We start from the raw sequence: 26,138 nt of genomic DNA, 5'->3' as shown, positions 1-26,138 counted from the left end.
GCGGTCGCGGGCCCATCTGGGCGTTCTGCGGGATCAGTCCAGGTAGTCGCGGAGAACCTGGGAACGCGAGGGATGACGCAGCTTGGACATGGTCTTGGACTCGATCTGGCGGATGCGCTCACGGGTGACCCCGTACACCTTGCCGATCTCGTCCAGCGTCTTCGGCTGACCGTCGGTGAGGCCGAAGCGCATGGAGACCACGCCCGCCTCGCGCTCACTGAGCGTGTCGAGCACCGAATGCAACTGCTCCTGCAGCAGCGTGAAGCTGACCGCGTCGGCCGGCACGACCGCCTCGGAGTCCTCGATGAGGTCACCGAACTCGCTGTCGCCGTCCTCACCGAGCGGGGTGTGCAGCGAGATGGGCTCGCGGCCGTACTTCTGGACCTCGATGACCTTCTCGGGAGTCATGTCGAGTTCCTTGGCCAGCTCCTCCGGGGTGGGCTCGCGGCCCAGGTCCTGGAGCATCTGGCGCTGGACGCGGGCCAGCTTGTTGATGACCTCGACCATGTGCACCGGGATGCGGATGGTGCGGGCCTGATCGGCCATCGCACGGGTGATCGCCTGGCGGATCCACCAGGTCGCGTACGTCGAGAACTTGAAGCCCTTGGTGTAGTCGAACTTCTCGACGGCACGGATCAGACCGAGGTTGCCCTCCTGGATCAGGTCCAGGAACAGCATGCCGCGGCCGGTGTAGCGCTTGGCCAGCGAGACCACCAGACGGAGGTTGGCCTCCAGGAGGTGGTTCTTGGCCCAGCGGCCGTCCTCGGCGATGATCTCCAGCTCGCGCTTGAGCTTGGGGGCGAGCTTGTCGGCCTGGGCCAGCTTGTCCTCGGCGAACAGACCGGCCTCGATGCGCTTGGCGAGCTCCACCTCCTGCTCGGCGTTGAGCAGCGGGACCTTGCCGATCTGCTTGAGGTAGTCCTTCACCGGGTCGGCGGTGGCGCCGGCCGCGGCGACCTGCTGGGCGGGCGCGTCGTCCTCGTCCTCGTCGGACAGGACGAAGCTCTCCGCCTCGGCCTCGGCGGGGACGTCCTCGTCCTTGCCGGGGGCCACGTCCTCGAGGAGCTCCTCGCCCTCGCCGAGTTCGTCGTCCTTCTTGGCCTTGGTGGCGGTGGTCTTCTTCGCGGCGGTCTTCTTGGCGGTTGCGGTGGTCTTCTTCGCCGCAGTCTTCTTGGCGACGGCCTTCTTCGCGGGTGCCACGGCCTCGTCCTCCGGCTCCCCCACGGGCTCCGCCGCCCCACTGGGGGCGGGGGCCGCGGCGGCCTTGGCTGCGACGGACTTCTTGACCGGGGCGGCCTTGGTGGCGACGGTCTTGGTGGCAGTACGCTTCGCCGGGCTCTTGGCTGCGACGCTCTTACGGGTGCGCTTGGGCGCCTCGGCGGCACTCACCATCAGCGTCACACCCTCCTCGTCGAGGACCTGGTTGAGGCTGCGCAGAACGTTCTTCCACTGGGTTGCCGGGATCTGGTCCGCTTCGAAGGCTCGGCGCACGTCGTCGCCGGCGATCTGACCCTGAGCCTTACCCCGCTCGATGAGCGCCATCAGAGACTCGGACTCGGCGATCTCCGGCGGGAGCGTACGGGATGTGCTGGCCGACACGAACAACCTCTCGGAACGATGGAAAACGACTAGGGTGGGAACCGCTCGGCAACTCAGCGTCATGTTCGTCGCGGATATTCCTCGCGCGGCCGCCACCTCTAAGCTCATCGCGCTGCCGCCCAGAGCGTTACGCCCCGCCGTACGTGGTTCGAGTCACACCCCGCATCGGCGCCAAACCGTCGATAGCGGGACACTCCCCGTGCACGCCGGCACCATGCCCGGTTGAATACGTGCGTCAACCATGGCGGACGGCTCCGCCGCCGGGCCCGGAGGCCGTGGGCCGGCGGCGGAAGTCGGTGCCGTCTCGTGCTGCGCGGGAACGCTCAGTGCTCGCGGGGGGCCGGGACGACATGGTCCGCCGCGCCGCCGGGACCCGTGTCGGGGTGGACGGCGAGCAGCTGGCGCATGGCGGTCTCCGCCTCGGCACCGTCGGAGGCGGCCAGCGCCTCGACGACCCGCGTGTGCAGGGCCACCGAGTGCTCGCCGGGGCGCTCGCAGCCGGTGACGGGGCCGCCGGAGACCTGCAGGGCGGCGGAGACGATGCCGGACAGGTGTTCCAGCATCCGGTTGCCCGCGACCTGCAGCAGCAGGGCATGGAACTCGGCGTCCGCCCGGGAGAAGGTGAGGCCGTCACCCTGCCCCACGGCGTGGGCCATGATGTCGGTCATGTCGACGAGGCGCTGCTGGACGTCCTCGCGGCCGTGACCCGCCGCGAGGCGGGCGGCCAGGGGCTCGATCGTCCAGCGCAGTTCGAACAGCTCGCGACGCTGGTCGTCGCGCTGCGGGCCGAAGGCCCGCCATTCGATGATGTCGGGGTCGAGCAGGTTCCAGTCACTGACCGGGCGGACCCGGGTGCCGACGTTGGGCCGGGCGCTGACGAGGCCCTTGGCCTCCAGTACCCGCAGCGACTCGCGGACGACGGTACGGGAGACCTCGAAACGCTGGCCGATCTCCTCGGGGACGAGCGGGCGGTCGGCCCCGAGATCGCCGGAGACGATCATCTGGCCGAGTTGCTGGACGAGTTGGCCGTGCAGCCCGCGGCCACGGCTCCCGGCGGGGCGGCGGCCGACCCGGCCCATGTCGGCGTCGCCGCCGTCCCAGGAGGGTGTGCCGCCCGGGCGGTCGAGGCCGGCGGGGGCGTCGGCGTACGGATAGCGGTCGATGTCCCCGCCGCCGAGACTCGGGTCGGCGGGGCGGGCCGCGGTCATCATGGTGTGCGCAAGGGTACTCACGCATCATTTGTCGGCGATGGCGCGGGATGCCTTGAGGGCTTTCCTGAAAAGCACACGAAAGGGTGAGCACTCATCACCTGATAATTGACGCTTTATCGGAAGGAAATGGGGTTTCTCCGACGCAAGACCGTTGCCACATAGGCACACGAGAGAGCGAGGAGCGACAAAACGAAGGAATACCGGACCGGTTGGGTCGCCAGACGGGTCATGTCGATCGCCGGGGCGGACGCCGCCCGCCTCATCAGCGGGGCCACCAGCAACGGAACCGCCAGGACACCGGCCAGCCCGAGCGCCGTGGTGCGGAACACCCCGGCGGCCAGCACCCCGGCCCAGCAGCAGACGAGCGAGAGGGCGACCGCGGGGGCCGCGGTCGAGGCCAGCACGAACGTCGAGGGCAGTGCGCCCGGTCCGTGTTCGAGGCGCATCGCGACGAGGCCGAGCGTCGTTCCCAGGAGGGCGATCAGTACCGCCGTCGAACCGTTGACGACGAGCTTGGCGAGCAGCAGGCGCAGTTGTCGCGGCACGGGTGCGTGCGCGGGGGCCAGCGCGGGATAGCGGAACTCCTGGCCGTAGGCGAGGGCGCCGATGAGGCCGGCGCCCAACGCGACGGGCGGCAGGGGCAGCGAGTGCGGCCAGCCGGTCAGCAGACGCAGCGAGAAGGTGTGATGGCCGGTCCGCAGCAGGGCCAGGGTGGCCAGACCCGAGACCAGGACGGAGACGAGCGTGACGAGCCAGGGGCCGCGGACGCCGGTCAGGCGGCGCAGTTCGTAGCGGACGGGCCGGGCCGGACCGGCGGGTGGCACAGCGGCGCGCGCGGCCGCCAGGGGCACCGCAGGCCGGTCTCGGTCGCCGTCCGGGGCCTCCGGCACACCGGTGTCGGCCACCTCGTCCGCGAGACGGTGCAGGAGGATGCCGTTCCGGAAGGCGGTTTCGCCGACCTGGGCGGTGGTCGCGCCGTGTACACGGATGCGGCTGCCGCTCTCGTGGGTGATCTCGGTCCCGTCGCCGGTCAGCAGCAGGCCCAGGCGTTCGGCCTGGGGTGACTGGACGGCCACGTACGGGCGCAGCCGGCGGCGGCAGAACTCGTGGGCGGACTGGTCGGCGACGAGCCGGCCCTTGTCGAGGGTGACGACGCGATCGCCGAGCCTGCCCGCCGCCTTGGGGTCGGCGCAGGTGACCACGACGGCGCCGCCGCGCGCCGCGTACGCCTTGAGCAGGCCGTACAACCAGGCGCTGTCGCGCGGGGAAAGCCCCTGGGCCGGGTCGTCCAGGACCAGCGCGGGCGGGTCCCCGAGGAGCGCCGCAGCCACGCCCAGGCGGCGGTCCATACCGAGGGAGAAGGTCGACAGGCGGCGTCCGGCCGTCTCGCGCAGGCCCACGATCTCCAGGACGTGGTCGGCGCGTTCGGCCGGGGCCCCCGCCGCGGCTGCGAGCATGCGCAGGTGGCCACGTGCGGTCCGGGCGGGGTGGCCGGCCACGTCACCGAGGAGCACTCCCACCGCGTTGGCCGGATGGGTGTGGCGGTGCAGGGGGCGCCCGCCGAACAGCGTGACGCCGCGGCCCGGTTCGAGTTCGAGCATCAGCCGCAGGACGGTGGACTTGCCGGCGCCGCTGTCGCCGAGCAGGACGGTGATCTCGCCGGGGTGGGCGTCGAAGGTGAGGTCGTCGACGGCAGGGGGCTCTTCGCCCCGGGACGCGCTGGTCAGTCCGATGGCCTGGATCACCATTGCACCATAACGCGCAAATGGCCCGGAATTTACACCTCTGGTCGCAACATGGGCGGATTGAGAATGGTTGCTCCACCCGCGCGGAACAGCTGTGCGGGACGGCCGCCCTGACGGGTCGTCGTGCCACCGGCGGGGACGAGGAAGCCGACCGTCCCCGTCACCTTGCGATGGAAGTTGCGAGGGTCGAGGGCGACGCCCCACACCGCCTCGTAGACGCGGCGCAGCTCGCCGACGGTGAACTCGGGCGGACAGAAGGCGGTGGCCAGCGCCGAGTACTCGAGCTTGGAGCGGGCGCGCTCCACGCCGTCGGCCAGGATGCGCGCGTGGTCGAAGGCGAGGGTGCCCTCCTCGCCGTTGCGCAGCAGCTCCTCGACCGGGGCCCAGCGGGCGCTTCGCGCGTCGCCCCCGGCACGGGGCGCGGGCAGGTCCGGGGCGAGCACGAGGTGGGCGACGCTCACCACGCGCATGCGCGGGTCGCGCTTGGGGTCGCCGTAGGTGGCCAGCTGCTCGAGGTGGACGCCGCTGCCCGCGCGCAGTCCGGTCTCCTCCTCCAGTTCGCGGGCGGCCGCCCCGGCCAGGTCCTCGTCGCCGCGTACGAAGCCGCCGGGCAGCGCCCACCGGCCCTGGTAGGGCGGTTCGCCGCGGCGGACCGCGAGGGCGCACAGGGCGTGGCTGCGCACTGTGAGCACGACGAGATCGACAGTGACGGCGAAGGGCGGGAAAGCTGACGGGTCGTAGGGCGCCATGCCCGCGATCATAGTCGTCTGCCTGACGATAAACAGCAGGTTGGCGGGATGACGCGCCTCGCGTTCGGCCTGTTGTTCGACGTCGCGGCGGTGGCCCGGCGCCCGCTGCCGCCCGGCGGATTCAGGCACCGACCTGGAGTCCGGGAGCCGCCTCCTCGATCACGGCCGTACCGGACGCGCCGATCCGCAGCGCGAAGGGCTCCTCGGCCACCCGCAGCCCGGCGAGGCCGAGATCCCCGAGCGGGGCGGCGGCCAGGGGACGCACGGCCACCATGCGTTCGGGAGCGTCGGGGCGGATCCCGGCGAGGGCCATCAGCAGGTGGACGGCGCCGGCGGCGGCCAGCGCGGCGGGGCGCGAGGCCGTCGGGTGCGGGGCGGGCCGCCGGGAGTCGTCACGCTGTTCCCCCGCGTACATCTCGGGCAGGCGATGGCCGAACGCACCGGCCGCGTCCAGCACGCCCAGCAGCAGTGCCGCGGCCTGGTCTTCATGGCCGGCCGCAGCCAGCCCGGCGACCGCGACGGCCGTCTCGTGGATCCGCACCGCTCCGCCGCGGTGTCCGAAGGGGTTGTAGCCGGGGGCCCTGGCGGACAGGGTGCGCAGTCCCCATCCCGAGTCGAGTTCCGGAGCCGCGAGAAGGCGAGCGAGCTGCTCCGTCTGCGCCTTGTCCAGCAGGCCGGGAGCGAGCTCGCAGCCGCCCAGCAGGCCGGTGTCGAGCAGATGGGCGGCGGCCGAGCCCAGGTGGGGCACGGGTCTGCCGTCGGGGGTGAGCGCGGCGGCCGGGCTCCCGCCGGTGGGGTCGTCCAGCCAGAAGTCCTCGCGGAACCTGCGGCGCAGCGCCTCGGCCCGCTCCCGCCACTCCTCCGGACCCGGGCGTCCAAGGGCCTGGAGCAGATCGGCGCCAAGCAGCATGGCCCGGTGGGCGTGTGCCTGCACGTCGCAGCGCAGGGGGCCGCCCGGCACGGGGTCGGGAACGTACCCGCTCTCGGCCGCCACCGACCGCAGCCACCGCAGACTGCGCTCGGCGGCCGGCAGCAACTGTTCGGTGTCCCGCTCCGGAAGTCCCCACCGGCGTGCCTCGGCGAGCAGGGTGACGAAGAGGAGCCCCGCCTCCACCCCGGAGCAGGTGGGCGGCAGAAGCGGGCCGGCATGGCGCAGCGGGCCCGGCAGGCCGCCGGTCTCCGGGTCCTGGCGGCGGGCGAACGCCCGCAGGGTACCGGCCGCCAGGCGGGTGCCGAGCGGCAGCAGCATCCGGGCCGCCCACAGGGCGTCGGCCGGGGCGGGACCGAGCCGCCATGGCGCGCCCGCCGCCACATGGACGTCCAGGGGGTGCCCCGGGTCGCGCAGCAGCAGCGCCCTTAGGTCGTCGAGGGCGGCCCGCAGCAGCGTCTCCGCCCGGCCGTCACCGCCCCGGACCTCCGGGGCGGACCAGGGCACGGGGACCGCCGGGGCGGATCCACCGTTCACGCCGGCCACGGCGGGCTCCAGCGTCGCGCGCAGCTCGATCGTGCGGGACGCCCCGGCGGGCAGCGCCAGCTCCCAGCACAGCAACCCCGCGGAGGCCAGGGCACTCTCGGGCGCCGGCACGGCGGTGACCCGGGCCCGCAGACCCTCGGCCGACCACAGCAGTCCCGCGTCGCAGACACTGGGCTGCAGCTCCGGCCCGGAGGATCCGGCCGCGATCGCCGCCAGCTCCGCGAGGTCGGTCGCCAGGGCCACTTCGAAGGGGATGCGCAGGGCGCGGGAACCGGTGTTGTGGATCGTGATGCGCTCGGTGCCCCCGGCCGTGCGGAGCCGCTCGACGGTGAGAGCGGGGTCCGGTGCCGTGTCGCCGGGCACGCGGGCGACGGAGGTGAACCGCGCCCGCCCCGCCGTGACCAGCCCGCCCTGCACGGGGAGCGGTGGCACCCCCGCGACGCGCAGCTCGCAGCGGGCCAGTACCCGGCGGCCGCCCTGGTAGAAGCCGCCCAGGCCGCTTCCGTCGAGCTGTCCGTGCTCCGGCGAGACCGCGAGGGCCGGGGCCGCGACGCACATCACGGCGTCGTGCACCGGCTGCGGCCCCCGGTCCTGCCGGGGCGGCCGGTTGACCGGCTGCGGGCTCATGCCACCTCCTCGTCGGTTCGATCGCTCGGGCGCTGCCGCCACTACCCACGAGAACGGCCGTGTGGGCACTCGGGTCACGCGCCGTCTACCGTTCCTGATCGGGAAGCCGTCCGTATCACCGGAAAGAGAGCCATGGCCGTCTACCGCCAGCCGGGAACCGTCATCACCGACCACACCTTCCAGGTGCCGCTCGACCACGCGGACCCGGGCGGCGAGCGGATCGAGGTGTACGCACGGGAGGTCGTGGCCACCGGGAAGGAGCGAGATTCGCTGCCCTGGCTGCTGTTCCTGCAGGGCGGGCCGGGCGGCCGGTCGCCGCGGCCGCTGGGCCGCGACGGCTGGCTCACCCGGGCGCTGGACGACTACCGGGTGCTGCTGCTCGACCAGCGGGGCACCGGCCGCTCCACCCCGGCGAACCGGCAGACCCTGCCGCTGCGCGGGGACGCCTCGGCCCAGGCCCGCTATCTGGAGCACTTCCGGGCGGACTCGATCGTCCGCGACTGCGAGCTGATCCGCCGCGAACTGCTCGGCGAGGACGGCCAGTGGAGCCTGCTGGGCCAGAGCTACGGCGGCTTCTGCGCGCTCACCTACCTGTCCTTCGCCCCCGAGGGCGTCCGCGAGGCCTTCGTGACCGGCGGCCTCGCCGGTCTGCGCAGCACAGCCGAGGACGTCTACCGGGCCGCCTACCCCCGCGTGGAGCGGAAGACCGCGGCGCACTACGCGCGTTACCCGGAGGACGTCGAGACGGTCCGGGCGATCGTGCGGCACCTGCGCGAGCGCGAGGTCAGGCTGCCGGGCGGCGGCCTGCTGACCGCGGAGGCCTTCCAGACCACCGGGATGCTGCTGGGCACGGGCACCGGCTCGCACACGCTGCACTACCTGCTCGAGGACGCCTTCGTGGCCGGGGGATCCGGCCTCCAGCTCTCCGACTTCTTCCTCGCCGAGGTCCAGGGTCATCTGTCGTTCGCGGCCAATCCGCTCTACGCGGTGCTGCACGAGTCGATCTACGGCCAGCGTTCGGTCTCGCCGCGGGCCACCGGCTGGGCCGCCGACTCGGTTCGGGGCGAGTTCCCCCAGTTCGACGTCGACAAGCCGCTGGCGGACGACGCGCCGGTGCTGCTGACCGGCGAGATGATCTACCCCTGGATGTTCGCCACGGACCCCGCGCTGGCACCGCTGCGCGAGACGGCGCACCACCTGGCGCAGCACGAGGAGTGGCCCGACCTGTACGACCCGGCTCAGCTGGGGCGGAACGAGGTGCCGGTGGCCGCGGCCGTCTACCACGACGACATGTACGTGGACACCGCCGAATCGCTCACCACCGCGCGCTCGGTCCGCGGCCTGCGCACCTGGGTCACCGACGAGTACGAGCACGACGGGCTCCGGGTGAGCGGCGGCCGGGTCCTCGACCGGCTGATCCGGCTGGCCCGCGGCGAGCTGTGAGGAGCGCGGCCCGGCGGGCACGTCCGATGCTCTGCTGGCGCAGGTAGCGGCGCAGCGGTTCCGGCGAGAGGCCGTTGTTGACGGCGGCGTGGAGCAGCCGGGCGAAGGTGTAGTCGGGGGCGAGGTGCAGGGCGCGGCCGAAGGCCACGCGCGCCGCCGCCTCGTCCCCGGCGGACCAGGCCACCCAGCCGGCGAGGGTCAGGGGCGCGGCGGCGTGCTCGTGGTACGGCTCGACGCAGCGCCGGGCGAGCGCCCGCCACAGGCGCACCGCCGGGTCGGTGTGGGGCGGGTCCATCCACTCCGCGGCCTCGTCGCGGGTGGTGCGGTCCTGCAGGCCGAGGATCATCGTGGCGGCCTCGTCGTCGTCCAGCAGCGCGTCGTCGTCGCGGTCGGCCGCCACTCCGTCCCCCACCGGGGTGGCGGCCCGGAAGCGCTCGAGCGCCGCCCGCAACAGGCGCAGGGTGGTGCGCCGCACCTCTGCGGAGTCGTCCCGCTCCAGCATGCGGGGGACGAGGGCGGCGGCCGCCGCGTCCAGCGCGTCCGCGCGGGCCGCGGACGCCGGTGCGCCCGGCGGGGGCGGGGTGAGGCGCTCCTCAATCTCCTTGAGGGAGCCGCTGATCCGCAGGCCCGCGTAGGCGGCCGCCGCGGCCATCACGGAATCGCCGGACTTTGTGATCCCGATGCCTTCGCGCGGGAACCGCTCCGGGTCCGGGCAGCAGTAGGACCACCAGCGGCCGGCGCAGACGCACAGCGCCTCGACGACGGGGACGTCGAGCGTGCCGCAGGCGATCCGCAGCCGCTGCGCCAGCGGGCGCAGCCGTTCCATGAGCTGGTGGGGGGTCTCGCCGGGAGCGGGTTCCTGAACCAGGAAGAGCACGATCGCGTCCGGCCGTCCGCCGCGTTGCTCGCTGCCGTTCACCAGGCACTCCGCCAACTGCTGGGCGGCGCCGGGCCACTCGGCGGCGTCCCGTGGGATGCCGAGCCGGGCCCGGCCGCCGAAGCGGCCGCGCTCGCCGTGCAGGGCGATCAACAGAATGCTGTCGTCGGGGTGGAATCCGCACAGGTACGGGAGTGCGGCGGCGAGGTCGGCCGGGCTGCGCAGGGTGACCTTCGGGTCGTCCGAGGGGCGGGGGGATTCGGTGTGCTGAGTCATGATCCGAAGGTCCCGTACGCCGTGGATCTCCGCCAGCCCCCTCCAAAACCTGTGGATAACTTGCGCATATCATCACAATGATCCGGGGCGGGTTGTCCACAGGCCGCCTGCGTGCGGTTGGCGCGGTGTCGGTGCCATCGGGTTGCATGGGGGCATGACCACCGCACTGCGCACCGCCGCCGACACCATCCTCAGCCGGCTCGTCGGGGACCCGACGGGCACCGCACGCCTGCGCGAGGACCAGTGGCGTGCCGTCGAGGCGCTGGTCGCGCACGGCCGCCGGGCCCTGGTGGTGCAGCGCACGGGATGGGGCAAGTCGGCCGTCTACTTCGTGGCCACCGCGCTGCTCCGCGAGCGGGGCAGCGGTCCCACGGTGATCGTCTCCCCGCTGCTGGCGCTGATGCGGAACCAGATCGAGGCCGCCGACCGCGCCGGCATCCGCGCCCGCACGATCAACTCGGCCAACCCCGAGGAGTGGGACACGGTGCAGGCCGAGGTCGCCTCGGGGGAGGTCGACGTCCTCCTGGTGAGTCCGGAGCGGCTCAACAACCCCGACTTCCGTGACCAGGTGCTGCCCAAGCTGGTGTCCACGACCGGTCTGCTCGTGGTCGACGAGGCCCACTGCATCTCCGACTGGGGCCATGACTTCCGGCCCGACTACCGCCGGTTGCGGACGATGCTCGCCGATCTCACCCCGGGCGTCCCGGTGCTGGCCACGACGGCCACCGCCAACGCGCGCGTGACGGCCGACGTGGCCGAGCAGTTGGGGACCGGTGACCACGAGGGAGCCCTCGTGCTGCGCGGACCGCTGGACCGCCAGAGCCTGTCGCTCGGGGTACTGCGCATGCCCGACGCCGCCCACCGGCTCGCCTGGCTCGCCGACCACATCGGCGACCTCCCGGGCTCGGGCATCGTCTACACCCTGACGGTGGCGGCCGCGGAGGAGGTCACCGCCTTCCTCCGGCAGCGCGGGCACCGGGTCGCCGCCTACTCCGGGCGCACGGAGGACGCCGACCGCCGGGCCGCCGAAGCCGCGCTGCTGAACAACGAGGTCAAGGCGCTGATCGCCACGTCGGCGCTCGGCATGGGATTCGACAAGCCGGACCTGGGCTTCGTGGTGCACCTGGGCTCGCCCTCCTCGCCCATCGCCTACTACCAGCAGGTCGGCCGCGCCGGCCGCGGTGTCGACCACGCGGAGGTGCTGCTGCTCCCCGGGCCCGAGGACGAGGCGATCTGGCGCTACTTCGCCTCGCTCGCCTTCCCCCGTGAGGAACAGGTGCGGCACACCCTGGAGACTCTGGCCGCCTCCGACGGCCCGATGTCGGTCCCCGCGCTCGAGACCCGGGTGGACCTGCGCCGCAACCGGCTGGAGACCATGCTCAAGGTGCTCGACGTGGACGGCGCCGTGCACAGGGTGCGCGGCGGCTGGACAGCCACGGGCCGGCCCTGGGCGTACGACACCGAGCGGTACGCGTGGGTCGACCGGCAGCGCAAGGCCGAACAGCAGGCGATGCGCGAGTACGCCACGACTTCGCTGTGCCGCATGGAGTACCTGCGCCGTCAGCTCGACGACGAGGAGGCCGCCCCCTGCGGCCGCTGCGACAACTGCGCCGGGCCCCGGTTCACCGCGGAGGTCTCCCGCGAGGCCCTGGAGGCGGCGCGGGCCGCGCTCGGGCGCCCCGGGGTCGAGGTCGAGCCCCGCCGGATGTGGCCGACGGGTCTGCCCGCGATCGGCATCGACCTGAGGGGGAAGATCCCGCCGGGTGAGCAGGCCGCGACCGGTCGGGCCCTCGGACGGCTCTCCGACATCGGCTGGGGCAACCGGCTCCGCCCCCTGTTCGCCGAGAACGCCACGGACGGCCCCGTCCCGGAGGACGTGTCGCAGGCCGTGGTGCAGGTGCTGGCCGACTGGGCGAAGGGCCCCGGCGGCTGGGCGAGCGGCGAGCCCGACGCCCCGCAGCGACCGGTCGGCGTCGTCACCATCGCCTCGCACACCCGGCCGCAGCTCATCGCGTCACTGGGCGCGCGGATCGCCGAGATCGGCCGCATGCCCCTGCTCGGGGAGGTCGCGCACAGCGGTGACCTGGAGCCCTCGCGGGTGCCGCGCAGCAACAGCGCACAGCGACTGCGGGCGCTGCACGGTGCGTTCACCGTTCCGCCCGCCCTCAGCGAGGCGCTCGGCTCGGCCGCGGGACCGGTCCTGCTGGTCGACGACTTCACCGAGACGGGGTGGACCGTGGCCGTCGCAGCGCGGCTCTTGCGCCGTTCCGGTGTTACCGCGGTGTTTCCGCTGGTCCTGGCCCTGCAGGGCTGACCGGTAGTCACCATGTGAGACAGAGACGGGATCTATGCGGCGGAGGGTCAGATAACAGACAGGTCGACAAAATGACCGTTGCCGCCTGGGTGTGCGACAGGAACAATTGACTCTGGATCCCCGCATCGGCTCTTGGAGCCCCCCGACCGGCATGCCCACGCACGCCCGGTCGCGGACGCATACCCGAAGGGAGGACCGTGGCCATCGGCTTCGCTCCGGAAACCGCTTCCGTGAATTCCTCCCGCCGTGCCGCACGCCATCGCAACCTCGAGCCTGCCGAATGGACCGCCGCGGGCATCCCCCTGCTGATCAACCCGCGCGAAGTGGTCACGGACCTCCACACGCGCCACCTCCCGGCACCGGGCACCGCCGTGGTCGCGGTCTACTCCCCCGACGAACGGCTGACGGCCAGCGCGTCCTTCGCGCAGCGCCCCCACGTCACCGACGGCTGGGAGCGCCGCAACGCGATCCTCGTCCACCTGCGTCGGATCACCGCGGACGACCTGCGGCGGCGCAGGCCGGTGCGCACCGCGGTGCTGCTCGTCTGCCGTGACGGCGGAGCGGGGTGGACCGAGGTGGACGGTGCCTGGATGTGGGGACTGCGGGACGCCTGCTCGCTGTACGGCCTACGCCCCGGTTCGTACATCACCATGACCGACGACGGCTGGCGGGTGCAGGGCGAGGAACGTGCCGGACGGACCCCGAACGCCGCCTCGTGGTCGGCCACGAGCCGCGGCGCAGCGAGCCTGCGTCCCAGCGGGACGCCGCCCCTGCGCCGCGCGGCGGCGCGCTGATCAGGCGTTGACGCCGAGCAGCGCGTTGATCCGCTGCGGGTCTCCGCAGACGACCAGCAGCGTTCCGGCCCTCGCCATCGCGGAGGGCAGGACATCCGCCACGGTCTCGTCGGAGCCGCCGTTGACGGCCACGACCACGACGGGCCGGCCCTTGGCGCGGTCGGCGTCGTGCGCGGCGTAGAACACGTCGTCGCCGGCGTCGTGCTGCGCCCAGTAGGACGCCTCGCCGAAGCTCAACTCGTGGGCCGCCCAGGGGTGCTGCTCGCCGGTGGTGAGCACCAGGACCTCACCCGGAGCGCGCCCGCTGTCCAGCAGCAGGTCGACGGTCTCGTCGGCGGCGTCGAGGGCGCCCTCCACCGAGGCGGGGATGAGCTGGATCTGCGCGGACGGGCCGGCGGAGCCGGAGGCCACGGCCTCGGACTCCCGCGGCGATCGCTGCTGCGGGGGTACGACGGACCCGCGGGTCGGACCAGGACGGCCAGGCCGGGCGTTCACCGCCGGAGCACCACGCGGAGGCGCGGGACGGGGGCCGGGGCCCGGTACGGGACGGGGGGTCGACGCGGGCCGGCCGGAGGCCGGGGCTACGCGGGGACCTGGGACACTCTCGTGAATCTGAGGCTCCTCGGGGGTGAGAGGCATGTGCTGATGTCTATCAAATGCACCGGAACAACGCAGCGGCGGGTAGGTCACAAATCGGCTCAGGTCACAACTCGGCTCCGAAGTCGAACCCGAGTTGCTCACCCGACTCGCCCGCCTCCACGGTCTCCCGGACCTTCTTCAGGTGTTGCCAACGCGGCAGCGTATCGAGATATGCCCAGGACAGCCGGTGAAGGGGGGTGGGCCCCAGCTCCTCCAGCGCCGCCCGGTGCACCGGCGAAGGGTACCCGGCATTGTCCTCGAAACCGAACGGAGCATAGTCCACGCCCAGTTCCGCCATCATCGCGTCCCGCCGCACCTTGGCGATCACGGATGCGGCCGCCACGGCCACGCACGAACGGTCGCCCTTGATCACCGTGCGCACCCGCCAGGGGCCCCCCAGGTAGTCGTGCTTTCCGTCGAGTATCACCGCGTCCGGCCGCACGGGCAGGGCGTCCAGGGCGCGCGTGGCGGCGAGCCGCAGCGCGGCGGTCATCCCCAGCCCGTCGATCTCCTCCGGGGAGGAGTGGCCGAGCGCGAAGGAGTTCACCCATCCGGTGAGCACACCGGCGAGTTCGGTACGGCGCTTGACGGTGATCAGCTTGGAGTCGGTGAGGCCATCGGGGGGCCGCCGAAGGCCGGTGACGGCCGCGCACACCGTGACAGGTCCGGCCCAGGCACCCCGTCCGACCTCGTCGACGCCCGCGATGACCTTGGCGCCGAGGGTCGCGCGCAGCGAGCGTTCGACAGTGTGGGTGGGGGGTTCGTGGACCATGGCAAGGCTTAGCCTACGCTCCCGCGTTGGGCCGCCCGAGAGCAGGTCGGCCAGGGTGGGACGCGGGCCGGGGGGCGACCGGCCCGGCGACCGGATCAGGGGCGCAGCAAGGGCAGCATCACCTGGTCGACGACCTCGATCAGATCCTCCTCGGTGATCTCCCGTCCACCGATCTTCGACCGGTACATCATCAGCGCGGGCACGACGTCGGCGACGATGTCCCCGGTGGCGTCGGGCCGCACCTCGCCCCGCTCGATGCCGCGCCGGACCACGTCCAGGATGCGGTTCTTGGTGGGTTCAACAACCCCTTCCAAGATCAGCCGCACGAAGCAGTGGGCCGCTTCCTGGTCGCACTCGTCGATCACCGAACGCAGGGCGAGCCCGCCGCGCGAGTACATCGCCTCGCGCATCCGTAGTACGAGGAAGACCAGATCCTCCCGCAGACCGCCCAGGTCCGGGACGTCGGGGACCTCGGGGAAGGCCGTCTGCAGGGCGTCGGCGACGAGCGCCTGCTTGGACGGCCAGCGGCGGTAGACGGCCGCCTTGCCGGTCTGGGCGCCGGCCGCGACGCCCTCCATGGTCAGCCCTCGCCAGCCCACCGTGCTCAGCTGCTCCAGGGCGGCTCCGAGGATCGCCCGCTCCAGAACGGGCCCGCGACGACGGGTCCCCGCTCCCTGCGACATGACCATGCCACCTTCTCATTCACTCTCTAGTGAACGCTTGCGTTCACTACCACCATCAGCCTAGTGTCGTACACAGTGAACGCAACCGTTCACTAAGTCACCGACTGGGGGACCTCGTGACGACTGGGCAACTCACCTCACCACGAAAGCCCGGAGCCGCGCGACGCGACGGCAGGCCGGGCATCGCACTCGCGGTGATCGCGGCCTGCCAGCTCATGGTCGTGCTGGACGCCACCATTGTGAACATCGCGCTCCCGCACATCCAGGACGCGCTCTCCTTCTCCACCACCGATCTGTCCTGGGTGCTCAACGCCTATACGCTCACCTTCGGCGGTCTGCTGCTGCTCGGCGGACGCGCGGGCGACATCCTGGGACGGCGCAGGGTGTTCGTCTTCGGCATCCTGCTGTTCTCCCTCGCCTCCCTCCTCGGAGGCTTCGCCCAGGAGCCGTGGCAACTTCTGGCCGCGCGATCGCTGCAGGGCGTCGGCGGCGCGATCGCCTCGCCGACCTCGCTCGCACTCATCACCACCAACTTCCCCGAGGGTCCGCAGCGCAACCGCGCCTTCGGTGTGTTCGCCGCGGTCTCCGCGGGCGGCGGCGCCGTAGGCCTGCTGGCGGGCGGCATGCTCACCGACTGGCTCGACTGGCGCTGGGTGTTCTTCGTCAACGTGCCGATCGGCCTGCTGATCGCCTTCCTGGCGCCGCGCTTCATCAGCGAGTCGCAGCGGCACCCGGGCCGGTTCGACATCGCCGGAGCCGTCACCTCGACGCTCGGCATGGCCTCGCTCGTCTACGGCTTCATCCGAGCCGCCCACTCGGGGTGGCGGGACACCCTGACCGTTTCCTCGTTCGTGGTGGCCGTCGTGCTGCTGGGCGCCTTCGTGGTCGTCGAGCGGCGGGCCCGGGAGCCGATCACCCCACTGCGGATGTTCGCCGACCGCAACCGCTCCGGCACCTACCTGATGATGCTGAGCCTGGCCGCGGCCATGTTCGGCATGTTCTTCTTCATCGTCATCTTCGTGCAGAACGTGCTCGGCTACAGCGCGATCGCGGCAGGCTTCGCCTTCCTGCCGGTCACCGCGGCGATCGTGACCGGGGCCGGGCTGTCCACCCGCTTCCTGCCGGTGCTCGGGCCGAAGCCGTTCCTGGTCACCGGCTCGGCGCTGACCGGTTCCGGTATGGCGTGGCTGACCCTGATCGACCCCGGCAGCAGCTACGTGGGCGGCGTCCTCGGCCCGATGCTGCTCTTCGGCTTCGGCATGGGCCTGAACTTCGTCACGCTGACCCTGACGGCCGTCTCCGGCGTCGCCCAGCACGAGGCGGGGGCAGCCTCCGGGCTCCTCAACGCGATGCAGCAGGTGGGCGGCTCGCTCGGGCTGTCCATCCTGGTGACGGTGTTCGGCACCGCGAGCCGCGACAAGGCCACCGGTCTCGTCCCGGACTTCCTCGCGCACTCCACTCCGGAGCAGCAGGCCGCCTTCCAGCAGACGCACGAACTGCCGCCGCCGTGGGGCCACGAGGTGCTCGCGCACGGCATCTCGACCGCGTTCTACGCGGGCGTGGGGCTGGTCGCGCTCGCCCTGCTCACGGCGTTGTTCGTGATCCGGGTCCGCAAGAGCGACCTGGAGGCGCTCAGCGGCAGCGCGGGCATGCCCGCGGCCTGACGCCGGCGCCGCCGCCCGGCCCGAGGGGAGGCCGGGGCGGCGGCACAAGGCGTTCACGTCACGGGAACTCGGGGTCGCGCCACTCGTCGTAGAAGCCCTCCAGCCCTGCGGCGTCGCACGGCTGGTCATCGGTCCGCGGCGGGCGCTCGTCGAGCAGCGACCGCGCCCGGACCTCACCCAGGCTGGTGGTGAACCAGGCCTCGGTGCCGTCCTCGTAGAGGTGCTCCACGATCTTCTCCAGGGCGCAGGAGCGCTGCGGCTCCGGCAGCCGGTCCAGCTCCGGGACGGCGTCCGCGGAGAGGTTCCGCAGGTACGCCAGGTCGATCTTGCCGGTGCTCTGGTAGCGGCTCACCTGCTGGTCGGCGATGAGCGCGTCGGGCGACACCAGTCCGAAGACGAGCACGGACGCCGCGGCGCTCACCACCACGGCGCGCGGCAGCCAGCGCGCGCCGAACAGCCCGGCCGCCATGACGAGGACGATCAGCAGCCCGAGCCACAGCTCCACCCCCGCCACCGATATCCGCAGCCGGGTCAGCCCGTACGCGTCGACGTACAGGTCCATGCGGCGCAGCGCGGACGCGACCACGACCAGGGTCAGCACGCAGATCGTGCCGAGGACGGAACGCACGAGCAGGCGGTCGCGCTCGGTGCCGCGTGGCGCCCAGCGCAGGGCAAGGGCGATCACCACCACGGTGAGCACCGTGACGACGAGCAACTGCCAGAACCCCTGCCGGGCGTACTCCGCGTAGGTCAGGCCGGTCTTGTCGAGCACCTTCCCGTAGCCGCCGAACAGCACCGTCAGCTGGACGGCGTTGAAGGCGGCGAACAGCGCGGCCAGGACGACCAGCGGCAGCGCCCATTCCACACGCCGGCGCGCGCGTCCCGGCTTCACCTCGATCCGGTCCCAGCGGCGCGGCGCGGCGGCGCTCCACGCGGCGCAGAGCGCGAACAGCGTGCCGAGGGCGAGGAGCAGGAACCGCAGCGGGACGTCTGTGACCTTCACATCGGGCGTCAGGTCACCCAGCAGGTCGGCGAAGGCCGCGTCGGCCCCGGCGAAGAGCGCGCCGAAGACGACGAGCAGCACGACGGTCACGCCGACCGTCTTCAGCATCGGCAGCAGCCGGCTCCGGTCGTGGGTGGCGCGCTCGCGCAGCCCGCGCAGTGCCCAGCCGATCGCCGGTGCCGGAGCGAACCACAGCCCGGCACCGCCGAGCAGCACGCCGGGCCAGCGACGGCCGCCGTGCAGGGCCAGCGAGCCCAGGAAGGCGCCGGCGACGACGGCCAGGAACGACGGCCACCAGGCGTCCCGAAGGGCCGGGATCAGCAGCAGCGTCAGGCCGGCCACCGACCAGACCGCCGACCAGGGTCTGAGCCGCCGGCCGTGGTCCAGGGCGGCGACCGCGGCCGCGACCGCGGCGGGAACGCTGACCAGCAGCAGGTTGATCCCCAGGCCGCCGCGCAGCAGGGTCGCGGCCAGCACACCGGTGAGCAGCGCCGTCCACAGCACGGCGGGCCGCACGGCACGCGGGGTCCGGGGCCGGCTCGCGGTCACCCACGCCGGCGGCGTGGGCGGGGGCGGTGGCGTCCAGGGACGTGCGTACGGTGGCGCCGGATGGACGGGTGGACCTTGCTTCCGCAGCGGTGACTGCGGCTGTGCCTGCGCGGGCGCCTGCGCCGTCGGCGCGGCGTCGGACGGCGTGTCGGACATGAGAACCCCTCCCCGCCGGTCGCACGGCGGCCGGGGGCCGCGCGCCGGACCGGTGCTCGACTGCGCGTCCGGCGAAGATCAGCCGGACGGCGTGGCCGACAGGCTAGGCGCGCCGACCAGCTGCGCAAACGCGGTACGGGCCCGACGGCGGAGTCTGTGACAGGGCCGTGACAATGCACAGGATGGCGAGACCCCCGGACGGGACCTGGGACCCGTGGACGGGGTCCAGGGATGGGGCCCGTGGATGCGGCCCGTGGACGGGGCTCAGTCCGCGGGCAGCCATTCCGGCAACGGCTCGCAGCGCTCCTGCCAATGTCGCGGGGGCTCGCCACCGGCCCCGGCGGCGATGATCCCGCCGACGATGGCGCAGGTGGTGTCCACGTCGCCGCCCGCGCGGGCGGTGGTCCAGAAGGCACCCTCGTAGTCGCCCAGGCCCCGGGCGGCGGACCACATGGCGAAGGGGACGGTGTCGTGCGCGCTGGTGCGACGGCCGTTGCCGAGCACGGCCGCGACGGTGGCCACGTCGTCGTAATCGAGCATGTCGACGGCGCGGCGCAGTCCGGCGTGCACGGCGCTGCGCGGCAGCAGCGCCACGACGCGGGTGATGAGGTCCGCGGGGTCGCCGGGGCCGGCCGGGTCCGCGGCGAGCGCGGCGGCGGCCGCGACGGCCATCGCGCCGACGACGGCCTCCCGGTGCTGGTGGGTGGTGTAAGCCGACAGCTCGGCCTGCTCGGCGGCCTTCTCCGGCTCGCCCGCGTACCAGGCGCCCAGGGGCGCCACGCGCATGGCCGCTCCGTTGCCCCAGGAGCCCTGGCCGTTGAACATCTCGGCCGCGAGCGTGCGCCAGTCGGCGCCCTCCTGCCGGATCAGCCGCAGCATCCGGTTCACGCCGGGGCCGTAGCCACGGTCGAAGTCGTGATGCGCCGCGAAGGAGGCGGCCAGCGCGTCCTGGTCAATCGCACCGTGCGAGTCCAGGACCGCGACGACCGAGCACGCCATCTCGGTGTCGTCCGTCCACTGCCATGTTCCCGGCGGCAGCGCGCGGCCCTGCAGTGCCGGGTAGTGCGCCGGCACGAAGAACTGGGAGCCGAGGGCGTCGCCCAGGGCGAGACCGCGCAGGCTGGACAGCGCGCGGCGGCGTGGGAGGTCACGAGGGTCAGCGGTCATGGCGGGAGAACTCTGACATCCGGTGCCACCCGGGTCAATCGTCCTGTGCGCAATCTCACCCGTGATATCGCGCCAGGCCGGAGTCGGTGGTCCGCCAGCGGGCGAAGGGCCGGTCGAGCCGGTACCGGCCGTCGGGCTCGGCCAGCAGCATCCGCGTCTCGCCGTTGTCGGGGTTCGACAGGCACTCGAACTCGTCGACCGTCCAGTGGAACCACCGCATGCAGAACAGCCGCATGGTGAGCCCGTGCGTGACCAGCAGGACGTTCGGCGGGAACTCGGGCTTGTCGAAGGCGCGGTAGAGCGTCTCCAGGAAGGACCCGACGCGGTCGTAGACGTCCGCCCCGGACTCGCCCTGGGCGAAGCGGTAGAAGAAGTGGCCGTAGGCGTCCCTGGCCTTGCGCTGCCGCTGCACGTCCCCGGCGTCCTGGTAGTTCCCCCAGTCCTGCTCGCGCAGCCGGGGCTCCTCCTTGGCCCGGGTACGGCAGGGATCGAGGCCGAGCAGGTGGAAGGTCTGATGCGTCCGGCGATATGGCGAGACGAAGGCCTGCACCCGTTCCCCGTCGAACAGCTCGCGCAGCTCCCGGCCGGCCGCGCGGGCCTGCTCCTCGCCTCTCGTGGTGAGGGTCAGCGCGTGGTCGGGCACCCGCTCGTAGATCGTGTCGTCGGCATTGCCCTGGGACTCTCCGTGCCTGATGAGCACTATGCGACGCGGTCGGGCCATGGCCTCACTGTAATTCTTACGCGTGGGCAAGGTCGCGGCGGTCCCCGCGCGAGGCCGTGGGCGGGTCCCCGTCCGGGCCTGTCACGTGCCTGACCAGGGTCGTGACGGCGCTCGCACGCTCCGTCCACAGGCCGGGCGTCCCCGCCCCCGATTGTCAGTGGCGTACCGCAGACTCAGCATGAAGAGGGGGAGCCTTCGCGCGCCACGGTTGGAGGCCGCCATGAAGACCACGTCGTTCGTTCCCGGCACACCCTGCTGGACCGATCTGAGCAGTCCCGACATCGAGGCCTCCTGTGCGTTCTACGGCGGCCTGTTCGGCTGGGACTCCCAGGCGGGCCCCCCGGAGGCCGGGGGATACACCTTCTTCAGCCTGCGCGGCGAACACGTGGCGGCCGTCGGCCCGGTGATGGCCGAGGGCGACCGGCCGCGGTGGATCACCTACATGGCCACGAGCGACGTGACCGACACGGCCAAGGCGGTCGAGGCCGCGGGCGGCTCGGTGTGCGTGCCGCCCATGGCGGTCTTCGATGAGGGCAGCTTCGCGCAGTTCACGGACCCGCACGGGGCGGAGTTCGCCGCGTGGCAGCCGGGCCGGTTCAGCGGCGCGGGCCTGCTCGACGAGCCGGGCACGCTGTGCTGGATCGAGCTCAACACCCGGGATGTGGAAGGCTCCCGGGCCTTCTACCGCAGCGTCTTCGGCTGGACGGGCGAGACCCACCCCTTCGCCGGGGACAGCTCGTACACCGAGATCGAAGTGGAGGGGACGGACCGCAAGTTCGGCGGCATCCTGCTCATCAACGACGCCTGGCCGCAGGAGATACCCCAGCACTGGATGCACTACTTCTCCGTCGCCGACACCGACGCGGCCGCCGCGCGGGCCACGGAGCTCGGGGGCAGCGTCTGCGTGCCGCCCTTCGACCTCGAGCACGTCGGGCGGGTCGCCGTGCTCGACGATCCGCACGGCGCGTACTTCTCGGTCATCACCCGTCCCGCACAGGGCGGGAAGGGCTGACGCGGACGACTCCCGGGCGGGTCCCCGGTCGCCGTGCCGTCAGCCGTGCCGTCATATCGACCAGGCCTGTTCCAGGTCGACGAGGTCCCCGGCGACGGTGAGCACGTCGGCTTCCAGATCGGCACGTTCGGACAGTCGCAGAATGGAGCCGTCCCGGTACTTGGCGTGCTCGGAGGCCGAGTCCCACATCGACAGCACCAGGAAGTCGGACCCGGGTCCCTGCGCGAAGACCCCGCGCAGCATCCCCGGGGAGCCGGCCATGGCCGGGTTCCAGACCTTCTCCTGCATGAGCACGAAGTGCTCGACGCGGTCCGGCCGCACCTTGCAGTGCGCAAGGCGCAGCAAGTCGCTGTCGGCGAAGCGGGGCCGGAAGCCGACCTTGACGTCCAGACGGTGCTCGAAGAGCTTGACGCCCAGACTCTCGTAAGTGCCGGCCTGGGCGGCCGCGAGGCGGTCGTGCGGGCCCGCCATGAAGGCGTCGTAGTAGTCGCGGTCCTCCCAGAACGCGAACAGGTGCGCCACGCCCGGCTGGCTGCGGCTCCAGCCGCCGCCCTGCCCTCGGAAGCCCGGCTCCCCCATGAGCCCGTTGGCCCATTTCCGCTGCCCGCGCTCGAATCCGGCGCGATCGACGATTCCGCAGCGAATCCACTTCACCAGCACCGCGCCATCCTATGGCCCGCCGGCGGGCCTTCCGCCCCATCCGAGTACCAACTCCCCTGAACGAGAGAGGAATACGATCAGGCCGTGCACGCCCTCCACCCACGCCTCCTCGGTCGAGGACATCGGCACCGCCGCCCGCTTCTGACCGCCGCCCCGCGCGACCTGCTCGGCATCGAGCCGGTCAGGTTGATCGCGCAGGCCGGCTACGCCAATGGGGATCTGGGTGGCGAGGCCGCCCGCACACGCTTCTCCCGTGCCGCGCTCGCCCGGCGAGCGACACCGGCACCCTGCCCACACAGGCCCTCGCGCAGGACGCGACCATGCTCGTCCTGCGGGTCGACGACATCGAAACGGCCTCGGGAAAGCTGACCGCGCACGGTGCGACCGTCCTCGCCGAGCCGCAAGGACCGGCCCGAATGGGCCCCGGCCCGCGAACCGCGCATCTGCGCACCCCGGCCGGCAGCCGCGTGGAGCTCCAGTCGTACTGACCGGACTCACCCGAACCTGCCGGACTCACCCTGACCACCGGACCTGCCGGACCCGCCGGACCTCAGAAGCACTGAAACAAATAGTCTTTAACGAAACCATCTGTTAGCGTCTTACCTGGGTCCTCGACAACCAGGAGACGACGCCATGTCCTTACGCGCCCGGATCACGCCCACGGCGGCAACCGCGGGAGCCGTCCCCGACAGCCGCTCCGGCGGACTGGCCCTCGCGGTCCTGTGCGCGGGGATGCTCATGATCATCCTGGACGGCAGCATCGTCACAGTGGCGCTGCCTGCCATCCAGCGTGACCTGCACTTCTCTTCCGCCGACCTGACCTGGACCGTCAACGCCTACATGATCGCCTTCGGCGGACTGCTCCTGCTGTCCGGCCGACTCGGCGACCTCCTCGGACGCAAGCGGATGTTCATCGCCGGGCTGTCCGTCTTCACCGGGGCCTCGCTCCTCTGCGGCCTCGCCACCGGCCAGGCCGTGCTCATCGGCGCCCGCTTCCTCCAGGGCATCGGCGGCGCCATGACCTCCGCCGTCAGCCTCGGCCTGCTCGTCACGCTCTTCCCCGGACCCCGTGAACGCGGGCGGGCCATCGGCGCGTTCAGCTTCGTCGGCGCCGCCGGGGCGTCGATCGGACAAGTACTCGGCGGCGTCCTCACCCAGGCCGTCAACTGGCACTGGATCTTCTTCATCAACCTGCCCATCGGACTGGCGGCCGCGCTCCTGGCCGTCCGCGTACTGGAGCCCGACCCCGTGCGTCCCCCCGCCCGGGGCGCCGACGCCCTCGGCGCGCTCCTGGTCACGACCGGCCTGATGACCGGCGTCTACACGATCGTCCAGACCGGCGGTCACGGCTGGTCCTCCGCACGCACCCTCGGCCTCGCCGCCCTCGCCACGGCGCTGCTCGGAGCATTCGTGGTCCGCCAGGCGATGGCGGCGTCCCCGCTGCTGCCGCTGCGCATGTTCCGCTCGCGCGAGGTCTTCGGGGCCAACCTCGTCCAAGTGCTGATGGTCTCCGCCCTCTTCGGCTTCCAGATCCTCATGGCGCTCTACCTGCAGACCGTCCGGGGGTACGGGGCCACCGCCACGGGGCTGGCCATGCTGCCTGCCGCGCTGTCCATCGGCACCGTCTCGCTGCTGCTCTCCGCCCGGCTGGGCGCCCGCTTCGGCGAACGCCGTGTCCTGCTCACCGGGATCGCCCTGCTCGTAGTGGCACTCGGCCTGCTCACCCGGCTGCCGGTCCGCGCAGGCTACGCCGCCGACCTGCTGCCCACGATGCTGCTGGCGGCCGGCTTCGGCCTCGCCGTCTCCGCCCTGACCGTGCTCGGCATGTCAGGCGCGGGGCCGCAGGACGCGGGCGTCGCCTCGGGCCTGTTCAACACCACCCAGCAGGTGGGCGGCGCCCTCGGCGTGGCCGTCCTGTCCACCCTCGCCGACTCCCGGACACACGCCCTGGCCGCCGACGGGCACGACGCCGCCTCCGCACTCACCGGCGGCTTCCGCCTCGCCTTCGGCACCGGCGCGGGCCTGCTCGCGGCGGCTTTCCTCCTCGCGCTGGTGATCCTTCGGCCGCGGCGTGGGCGGCACGCCCCTCCACCGGCCTGACCGCGGGCTGCCGGGCCCGCCCCCGCGGGTCCGGCGGCTCCCGCGGCGGCCGCAGGCAGTCGCTCGCCGCGGGGCCTCGCACTGAGCCCGGAACACGGTCGCTCCGAGATTGCGCGGGAGAAAAGCGCCGCACAGGCGTCGAGGGCCACCCTCCTCGCGGCGGCCGGCTCCTCCAGCGATCAGGTGAGGTGCGACGTCCGGGTCCGCGACCGACCTGAACCCGACGAGTTCCGCGAGTTCCTTCGGCGCTGCCGAATGAGCGATGCGACAGTGTCGGCGATGGGATCGGTGGACGACAGGAACTCCTTGGCGTACGGGGGAAGAAAGCGCCGATCGCCGGAGGAGGAATACGCCTGACGGTCACGGGAATGCGACAGCGATCCCCTCGACCCTATTTCGGGCCGCGGCGGACCGGCCACTTGCTTGCGGAATCAACCAGGCAGCGGAAGTTCGGACAAGGATCGAGTCCTCCCACTGGCGCGCTACCGGGGTGGAACGGTGTCGTAGTCGTGCCGGGCCTGCTCGACCTTGTCCAGGTTGCCGGCAGCCCATTCTGCGAGGTGCGCGAAGAGTGGGGCGAGGCTGCGGCCCAGCTCGCTGATCTCGTACTCGACCCGAGGGGGGACCTCCGGGTGGTACGTACGCACGACCATGCCGTCGCGTTCCAGCTGACGCAGCCGCTGGGTCAGTACCTTTGGTGTGATCGTGCCGATCCGTCGTTCCAGCTCGACGAACCGTTGCCGACCATGCATGTGGAGAGTCCACAGGATCGGCGTGGTCCACCGGCTGAACACGATGTCCACGACCGCACTGGTCGGACAGGCGAGTTCTGGGTCGGTCGCAGCGGCTGCCACCCAGTCAGCGTCGCCGGCCATGCACGCCCCCTCGGGATAGTCACTTTCCTGTAGGTACCTACTATATCGACGGTGTTAGCGTCCCCGTGTCGCCCGGAGAGCAACTCTCCGCGGCGGCCCCGCCCGCTCGGGCGGCGACAACCATGCTGAATCGACACGGGAGTTGTTCATGTTCGTAGTGACGGGTGCGACCGGCAACGTCGGCCGATCGCTCGTGCGGGCCCTCGCGGCAGCCGGTGCGCAGGTGACCGCGACATCCCGGGGGATCTCGGACGCGGACGTGCCGGAGAGCGTCCAGTACGCGCAGGCGGACCTGGTCGATCCTGAGAGCCTTCGGCCCGTTCTCAACGGAGCCGACGCGCTGTTCCTGCAAAGCGGCGGCCCCAGCGCCCACCTGCTGAGCCCACGAGACATCCTCGACGTCGCCAAGGCCGGCGGCGTCGGGCGGGTCGTCCTGCTGTCCTCCCAAGGAGTCGCGACCCGACCGCATTCGGCCTCTCACGGGAACCTGGGACGAACCATCGAGGACGCCGTCCGGCAGTCAGGCATGGACTGGACGATCCTGCGGCCCGGAGGCTTCAACTCCAACGCGTACGCCTGGGCCGAGTCGGTCCGCGCCCGAAGGACCATCGCCGCGCCGTTCGCCGACATCGGCCTGCCGACCATCGACCCGGACGACATCGCCGAGGTCGCCGCCACAGCCCTGCGGGAGGACGGCCACGCCGGACAGATCTACGAGCTGACCGGCCCCGCCCTCAGCACGCCCCGCCAGCGGGCCGAGGCGATTGCCGACGCACTCGGCGAACCCGTCCGGTTCATCGAGCAGACCCGCGCCGAGGCCCAGGCGCAGATGCTGCGGTTCATGCCCGAGCCCGTGGTCGAGACCACGCTGACCATCCTGGGTGAGCCCACCCCCGCTGAGCAGCGCATCAGCCCCGACGTCGAGCGGCTCCTCGGCCGCGCGCCCCGCACCTTCGCCGACTGGGCCCAGCGCCACATCGCCGCCTTCCGATAGGCCCTGCGTCTCCGTCCAAGGCATTCCTGGACAA

At 72.4% G+C, this 26,138-nt stretch carries 22 protein-coding genes; 8 read left to right on the top strand and 14 right to left on the bottom strand.

Going from position 1 to position 26,138, the window contains the following annotated elements; all coding sequences use genetic code 11:
- Positions 1 to 33: 33 nt before the first annotated feature.
- From ACRWNP_RS28290 to ACRWNP_RS28270, 5 genes are all read right to left on the bottom strand, one after another.
- Positions 34 to 1,605: an RNA polymerase sigma factor gene (locus tag ACRWNP_RS28290; RefSeq protein WP_431966217.1), complete on the bottom strand. Its 1,572-nt coding sequence runs from the start codon at positions 1,603 to 1,605 to the stop codon at positions 34 to 36.
- Between the two features lie 317 nt (positions 1,606 to 1,922).
- Entirely contained in the window at positions 1,923 to 2,831 is a 909-nt protein-coding gene (locus ACRWNP_RS28285; RefSeq protein WP_431966215.1) for a FadR/GntR family transcriptional regulator, read from the bottom strand.
- Positions 2,832 to 2,923: 92 nt separating this feature from the next.
- On the bottom strand, positions 2,924 to 4,558 hold the full coding sequence (locus ACRWNP_RS28280; protein WP_431966213.1) for an ATP-binding cassette domain-containing protein: 1,635 nt from the start codon (positions 4,556 to 4,558) through the stop codon (positions 2,924 to 2,926).
- A 29-nt stretch (positions 4,559 to 4,587) separates the two neighbouring features.
- A complete protein-coding gene (locus ACRWNP_RS28275) occupies positions 4,588 to 5,304 on the bottom strand; it encodes an NUDIX hydrolase (RefSeq protein WP_431966211.1) in 717 nt (238 codons plus the stop codon).
- 121 nt (positions 5,305 to 5,425) lie between these two features.
- A complete protein-coding gene (locus ACRWNP_RS28270; protein WP_431966209.1) occupies positions 5,426 to 7,405 on the bottom strand; it encodes a glycogen debranching N-terminal domain-containing protein in 1,980 nt (659 codons plus the stop codon).
- A gap of 132 nt (positions 7,406 to 7,537) precedes the next feature.
- On the opposite strand from ACRWNP_RS28270, the gene ACRWNP_RS28265 reads away from it, so the two are divergent.
- A complete protein-coding gene (locus ACRWNP_RS28265; RefSeq protein ID WP_431966207.1) occupies positions 7,538 to 8,848 on the top strand; it encodes an alpha/beta fold hydrolase in 1,311 nt (436 codons plus the stop codon).
- Here the strand turns inward: ACRWNP_RS28265 and ACRWNP_RS28260 are convergent.
- The gene (locus ACRWNP_RS28260) at positions 8,760 to 10,001 is read right to left on the bottom strand and encodes a DUF4192 domain-containing protein (protein ID WP_431966205.1); all 1,242 of its coding nucleotides are present in this window, start codon (positions 9,999 to 10,001) and stop codon (positions 8,760 to 8,762) included. The genes ACRWNP_RS28265 and ACRWNP_RS28260 overlap by 89 nt on opposite strands.
- Positions 10,002 to 10,155: 154 nt before the next feature.
- Here ACRWNP_RS28260 and ACRWNP_RS28255 point away from each other — a divergent pair, with 154 nt between their 5' ends.
- A complete protein-coding gene (locus ACRWNP_RS28255; RefSeq protein WP_431966203.1) occupies positions 10,156 to 12,315 on the top strand; it encodes a RecQ family ATP-dependent DNA helicase in 2,160 nt (719 codons plus the stop codon).
- Between the two features lie 197 nt (positions 12,316 to 12,512).
- Positions 12,513 to 13,109 (top strand): hypothetical protein, encoded by a 597-nt coding sequence (locus tag ACRWNP_RS28250; RefSeq protein WP_431966201.1) that lies wholly within the window; start codon positions 12,513 to 12,515, stop codon positions 13,107 to 13,109.
- On the opposite strand, the gene ACRWNP_RS28245 is transcribed toward ACRWNP_RS28250, so the two are convergent.
- The 3 genes from ACRWNP_RS28245 to ACRWNP_RS28235 form a co-directional block, all read right to left on the bottom strand.
- A complete protein-coding gene (locus tag ACRWNP_RS28245) occupies positions 13,110 to 13,748 on the bottom strand; it encodes a hypothetical protein (RefSeq protein ID WP_431966200.1) in 639 nt (212 codons plus the stop codon).
- Positions 13,749 to 13,812: 64 nt separating this feature from the next.
- A complete protein-coding gene (locus ACRWNP_RS28240; RefSeq protein ID WP_431966198.1) occupies positions 13,813 to 14,520 on the bottom strand; it encodes a ribonuclease HII in 708 nt (235 codons plus the stop codon).
- A gap of 95 nt (positions 14,521 to 14,615) precedes the next feature.
- A complete protein-coding gene (locus ACRWNP_RS28235; RefSeq protein ID WP_431966196.1) occupies positions 14,616 to 15,209 on the bottom strand; it encodes a TetR/AcrR family transcriptional regulator in 594 nt (197 codons plus the stop codon).
- 110 nt (positions 15,210 to 15,319) lie between these two features.
- Between ACRWNP_RS28235 and ACRWNP_RS28230 the strand changes: the two genes are divergently transcribed.
- Complete coding sequence (locus tag ACRWNP_RS28230; RefSeq protein WP_431966194.1) at positions 15,320 to 16,867, top strand: MFS transporter; 1,548 nt, start codon at positions 15,320 to 15,322, stop codon at positions 16,865 to 16,867.
- Between the two features lie 58 nt (positions 16,868 to 16,925).
- Here the strand turns inward: ACRWNP_RS28230 and ACRWNP_RS28225 are convergent, their stop codons facing one another.
- The 3 genes from ACRWNP_RS28225 to ACRWNP_RS28215 all read right to left on the bottom strand — a co-directional run bounded on the left by ACRWNP_RS28225 (position 16,926) and on the right by ACRWNP_RS28215 (position 20,463).
- Positions 16,926 to 18,386: a DUF4153 domain-containing protein gene (locus ACRWNP_RS28225; RefSeq protein WP_431966193.1), complete on the bottom strand. Its 1,461-nt coding sequence runs from the start codon at positions 18,384 to 18,386 to the stop codon at positions 16,926 to 16,928.
- A gap of 453 nt (positions 18,387 to 18,839) precedes the next feature.
- Positions 18,840 to 19,742, bottom strand: a complete 903-nt coding sequence (locus ACRWNP_RS28220) for an ADP-ribosylglycohydrolase family protein (RefSeq protein WP_431966192.1) — start codon at positions 19,740 to 19,742, stop codon at positions 18,840 to 18,842.
- A 55-nt stretch (positions 19,743 to 19,797) separates the two neighbouring features.
- On the bottom strand, positions 19,798 to 20,463 hold the full coding sequence (locus ACRWNP_RS28215) for a phosphoglycerate mutase family protein (protein WP_431966190.1): 666 nt from the start codon (positions 20,461 to 20,463) through the stop codon (positions 19,798 to 19,800).
- Positions 20,464 to 20,683: 220 nt separating this feature from the next.
- Here ACRWNP_RS28215 and ACRWNP_RS28210 point away from each other — a divergent pair, with 220 nt between their 5' ends.
- Complete coding sequence (locus tag ACRWNP_RS28210; protein WP_431966188.1) at positions 20,684 to 21,475, top strand: VOC family protein; 792 nt, start codon at positions 20,684 to 20,686, stop codon at positions 21,473 to 21,475.
- Positions 21,476 to 21,526: 51 nt separating this feature from the next.
- Here ACRWNP_RS28210 and ACRWNP_RS28205 read toward each other — a convergent pair whose 3' ends face one another.
- Positions 21,527 to 22,135 (bottom strand): YdbC family protein, encoded by a 609-nt coding sequence (locus ACRWNP_RS28205; protein WP_431966186.1) that lies wholly within the window; start codon positions 22,133 to 22,135, stop codon positions 21,527 to 21,529.
- Between the two features lie 320 nt (positions 22,136 to 22,455).
- On the opposite strand from ACRWNP_RS28205, the gene ACRWNP_RS28200 reads away from it, so the two are divergent.
- Both ACRWNP_RS28200 and ACRWNP_RS28195 read left to right on the top strand, forming a co-directional pair.
- Positions 22,456 to 22,623 (top strand): hypothetical protein, encoded by a 168-nt coding sequence (locus ACRWNP_RS28200; protein WP_431966184.1) that lies wholly within the window; start codon positions 22,456 to 22,458, stop codon positions 22,621 to 22,623.
- A 145-nt stretch (positions 22,624 to 22,768) separates the two neighbouring features.
- Positions 22,769 to 24,235: a DHA2 family efflux MFS transporter permease subunit gene (locus ACRWNP_RS28195; RefSeq protein ID WP_431966182.1), complete on the top strand. Its 1,467-nt coding sequence runs from the start codon at positions 22,769 to 22,771 to the stop codon at positions 24,233 to 24,235.
- Between the two features lie 482 nt (positions 24,236 to 24,717).
- Here ACRWNP_RS28195 and ACRWNP_RS28190 read toward each other — a convergent pair whose 3' ends face one another.
- Positions 24,718 to 25,110, bottom strand: coding sequence for a winged helix-turn-helix transcriptional regulator (locus ACRWNP_RS28190; protein ID WP_279566556.1), 393 nt, complete (start codon positions 25,108 to 25,110; stop codon positions 24,718 to 24,720).
- A gap of 148 nt (positions 25,111 to 25,258) precedes the next feature.
- Here ACRWNP_RS28190 and ACRWNP_RS28185 point away from each other — a divergent pair, with 148 nt between their 5' ends.
- Complete coding sequence (locus tag ACRWNP_RS28185; protein WP_431966180.1) at positions 25,259 to 26,104, top strand: NAD(P)H-binding protein; 846 nt, start codon at positions 25,259 to 25,261, stop codon at positions 26,102 to 26,104.
- The last annotated feature ends 34 nt before the right edge of the window (positions 26,105 to 26,138 follow it).

The organism is Actinacidiphila sp. bgisy160 (genome assembly GCF_965342435.1).
GTDB lineage: Bacteria > Actinomycetota > Actinomycetes > Streptomycetales > Streptomycetaceae > Actinacidiphila.
The sequence above is the reverse complement of the archived record's forward strand: the minus strand, read 5'-3'. Positions and strand labels throughout refer to the sequence as shown.

Bases quoted from the DNA above. Each gene is read 5' to 3' on its own strand.
- ACRWNP_RS28280 (WP_431966213.1), bottom strand. From the start codon at position 4,558: ATGGTGATCCAGGCCATCGGACTGACCAGCGCGTCCCGGGGCGAAGAG.
- ACRWNP_RS28275 (WP_431966211.1), bottom strand. From the start codon at position 5,304: ATGGCGCCCTACGACCCGTCAGCTTTCCCGCCCTTCGCCGTCACTGTC.
- ACRWNP_RS28270 (WP_431966209.1), bottom strand. From the start codon at position 7,405: ATGAGCCCGCAGCCGGTCAACCGGCCGCCCCGGCAGGACCGGGGGCCG.
- ACRWNP_RS28265 (WP_431966207.1), top strand. From the start codon at position 7,538: ATGGCCGTCTACCGCCAGCCGGGAACCGTCATCACCGACCACACCTTC.
- ACRWNP_RS28260 (WP_431966205.1), bottom strand. From the start codon at position 10,001: ATGACTCAGCACACCGAATCCCCCCGCCCCTCGGACGACCCGAAGGTC.
- ACRWNP_RS28255 (WP_431966203.1), top strand. From the start codon at position 10,156: ATGACCACCGCACTGCGCACCGCCGCCGACACCATCCTCAGCCGGCTC.
- ACRWNP_RS28245 (WP_431966200.1), bottom strand. From the start codon at position 13,748: ATGCCTCTCACCCCCGAGGAGCCTCAGATTCACGAGAGTGTCCCAGGT.
- ACRWNP_RS28240 (WP_431966198.1), bottom strand. From the start codon at position 14,520: ATGGTCCACGAACCCCCCACCCACACTGTCGAACGCTCGCTGCGCGCG.
- ACRWNP_RS28235 (WP_431966196.1), bottom strand. From the start codon at position 15,209: ATGGTCATGTCGCAGGGAGCGGGGACCCGTCGTCGCGGGCCCGTTCTG.
- ACRWNP_RS28220 (WP_431966192.1), bottom strand. From the start codon at position 19,742: ATGACCGCTGACCCTCGTGACCTCCCACGCCGCCGCGCGCTGTCCAGC.
- ACRWNP_RS28215 (WP_431966190.1), bottom strand. From the start codon at position 20,463: ATGGCCCGACCGCGTCGCATAGTGCTCATCAGGCACGGAGAGTCCCAG.
- ACRWNP_RS28210 (WP_431966188.1), top strand. From the start codon at position 20,684: ATGAAGACCACGTCGTTCGTTCCCGGCACACCCTGCTGGACCGATCTG.
- ACRWNP_RS28200 (WP_431966184.1), top strand. From the start codon at position 22,456: ATGCTCGTCCTGCGGGTCGACGACATCGAAACGGCCTCGGGAAAGCTG.
- ACRWNP_RS28195 (WP_431966182.1), top strand. From the start codon at position 22,769: ATGTCCTTACGCGCCCGGATCACGCCCACGGCGGCAACCGCGGGAGCC.
- ACRWNP_RS28190 (WP_279566556.1), bottom strand. From the start codon at position 25,110: ATGGCCGGCGACGCTGACTGGGTGGCAGCCGCTGCGACCGACCCAGAA.
- ACRWNP_RS28185 (WP_431966180.1), top strand. From the start codon at position 25,259: ATGTTCGTAGTGACGGGTGCGACCGGCAACGTCGGCCGATCGCTCGTG.